Origin of the sequence: Streptomyces macrosporus (assembly GCF_039533145.1) — a bacterium.
Classification (GTDB): domain Bacteria; phylum Actinomycetota; class Actinomycetes; order Streptomycetales; family Streptomycetaceae; genus Streptomyces; species Streptomyces macrosporus.
On record NZ_BAAASZ010000038.1, the window covers coordinates 1 to 2,822 of the forward strand.

1 protein-coding gene is annotated in these 2,822 nt (G+C 72.7%); it reads right to left on the minus strand.

What is annotated here, in order from left to right; genetic code table 11:
- Positions 1-2,822, minus strand: a 2,822-nt coding sequence (locus ABD335_RS26585; protein ID WP_344328064.1) for an amino acid adenylation domain-containing protein, incomplete at both ends; no start/stop codon positions are given.

A 2,822-nucleotide genomic window follows, 5' to 3' on the forward strand; every position in this document is an offset into this window, starting at 1 on the left:
GTACATCCGCGCCCCCGGCACCCCGAACGGATCGGCCACGAAACGCTCCGCCGTCAAAGCCGGACGACCCAGGTAACCGTCCGCCAGCTGCGTTCCCGCGAGGTACAGCTCCCCGGCCACACCGGGCGGGCAAGGCTCCAGCGCCGCGTCCAGGACGTACAGCCGGGTGTTCCACACCGGCCGGCCGATCGGCACCGGCCCCGACGCGCCCGGCTCGCAGGCGTGGTACGTCACGTCCACGGCCGCCTCGGTCGGGCCGTAGAGGTTGTGCAGCGGCACCCCGGGCAGCACCCGGTGGAAGTCCTCGGCGGTCTCCCGCGGCAGGGCCTCGCCGCTGGCGAACACCCGCTTGAGCGCCTGCCCGCAGCCCGCGGCTTCCGGTGCCGCGAGGAAAACCCGGAGCATCGAGGGCACGAAGTGGCAGACGTCGATCTCTTGTTCGCGGATGGTCCGGGCCAGATACGCCGGGTCCTGGTGACCGCCCGGTTCGGCGACGACCAGCGTGGCGCCCTCGCGCAGCGGCCAGAACAGCTCCCACACCGATACGTCGAATCCGCTCGGTGTCTTCTGGAGCACACGGTCGCCGGAACCGAGCCCGTACTCGGCCTGCATCCAGCGCAGCCGGTTGTCGATCGCGGAGTGCGGGACGGCGACGCCCTTGGGCCGGCCGGTGGAGCCGGAGGTGTAGATGACGTAGGCCGGGTGGTGGGGACGGAGCGCACCGGCGCGTTCGGCGTCCGTGAGGTTCCCCGCCGGCAGCGCCTCCAGGGCCGTCAGGGTGTCCGGCTGGTCGACGAGCAGCGTCTTTGTGTCACCGAACGCCTCGGAGAGCCGGGCCGCGGTCGTGCCGTCGGTGAGGGTCAGGGCCGGCCGTGCGTCCCGGAGCATGTAGGCGATGCGGTCGGCGGGGTAGTCCGGGTCGATGGGCACATAGCCCGCCCCCGACTTCAGCGTCGCCAGCAGGGCCACGATCAGCTCGGCGGACCGCGGCAGGGCGACGGCCACCAGTCGCCCCGGTCCCGCGCCCAGGCCGACCAGGTGCCTGGCGAGCCGGTTCGCCCGCTCGTTCAACCGCTGGTAGTCCAGTCGTTCGTCCTGGAAAATCACCGCGACGGCGTCCGGTGTCACGGCCGCCTGGTGCTCGAACGGCTCGTGCAGCACCGTCGCGGGCACCTCCCGCGCGGTGTCGTTCCACTCCACCAGGAGGCGGCGGCGCTCGGCGGTACCGAGGACATCGATCCGGCCGATCGGGGCGTCCGGGTCCGCGGCGACCGCCTTCAGCAGACGCACCAGGCGGACGCTCAGCGTCTCGACGGTCTCCCGGTCGAACATGGCCGTCGCGTACTCGACGAGGCCGTCGAGGCCGTCCGGGCCGCCGGTGCCGGAACGGCGCTCGGTCACGGCGAAGGCGATGTCGAACTTGGCCCATCGTCCCTGCTCGCCGGGTTCCGCGGACACTCCGAGACCCGGCAGGTCGAGGGTCGCCCGATCGGTGTTGTGGAGGGCCAGGCAGACCTGGAACAGCGGGTGACGGGACACCGAGCGGGCGGGGTTCAGCTCCTCCACCAGCCGCTCGAACGGCACGTCCTGGTGGGCGTAGGCGCCCAGGTCGGTCTCCCGCACGCGCTCCAGGAGTTCCCGGAAGGTCGGGTCGCCCGCCGTGTCGGTGCGCAGCACCAGGGTGTTGAGGAACAGTCCCACGAGACGGTCGAGGGCGTCGTCGGTGCGTCCGGCGATCGGGGCGCCGATGGGGATGTCGGTGCCCACGCCCAACCGGGTCAGCAGCGCCGCCAGCGCCGCCTGGAGCACCATGAACAGGCTGGTGCCGGTCGCCGTGGCCAGGGCTTGCAGCCGGCGGTGCAGGTGCGCGTCGATCGAGAACGCCAGTCGCTCGCCTCGGTGCGATCCGTCGGCGGGACGCGGACGGTCCCGGGGCAGTTCCAGCTCCTCCGGCAGGCCGGCCAGCGTCTCCTTCCAGTAGGCGAGCTGCCGGGACATCTCGCTGTCGGGATCGCTCGCCTCGCCCAGGACCTCGCGCTGCCAGAGCGTGTAGTCCGCGTACTGCACCGGCAGCGGCGCCCAGCCGGGCGCCTCCCCCCGGCACCGGGCCGCGTACGCGACCCCCAGATCCGCCGCCAGCGGACCCAGCGACCACGCGTCACCCGCGATGTGGTGCAACAGCCCCACCAGGACGTGCTCGGTCGGGCCCAGTCTCAGCAGCCAGGCACGCAAGGGCAGGTCGCGCGTCAGGTCGTAGCCGCACCCGACGAGATCGGCGATCACCTCGTCCGTGTTCTTCCGGTCCACGTCGAGCACGGTCAGACCGACCGTGCCGTCCTGCGGGTCGAGCACCCGCTGCCACGGTTCCCCACCGGTCTCGGGGAACACGGTGCGCAGGCTCTCGTGCCGGGCGACCACGTCGGCCAGCGCCTGCTCCAGCGCCGCCCGGTCCAGCTCACCGCGGAGCCGCATCACCATCGGGATGTTGTAGACGGGGGCGGTGGGGTCCAGCCGGTTGATGAACCACAGCCGGCGCTGCGCGTACGACAGCGGCATGCGCTCCGGCCGGTGCGCCGGGACGGGACCGGGCCGCGTGCCGAGGTTCTTGTCCAGGCGAGCGGCGAGCCCGGCCACGGTCGGCGCCTCGAAGAGGGCCCGGATGCCGGGCTGCGCGGACAGGACGGACCGGATCCGGCTGAGCAGCCGGGTGGCGATGAGGGAGTGGCCGCCCAGCTCGAAGAAGTTGTCGTCGATCCCGACCCGCGGCACGCCCAGCACCTCGGCGAACAGCCCGCACAGGATCTCCTCCTGCGGCGTGCGCG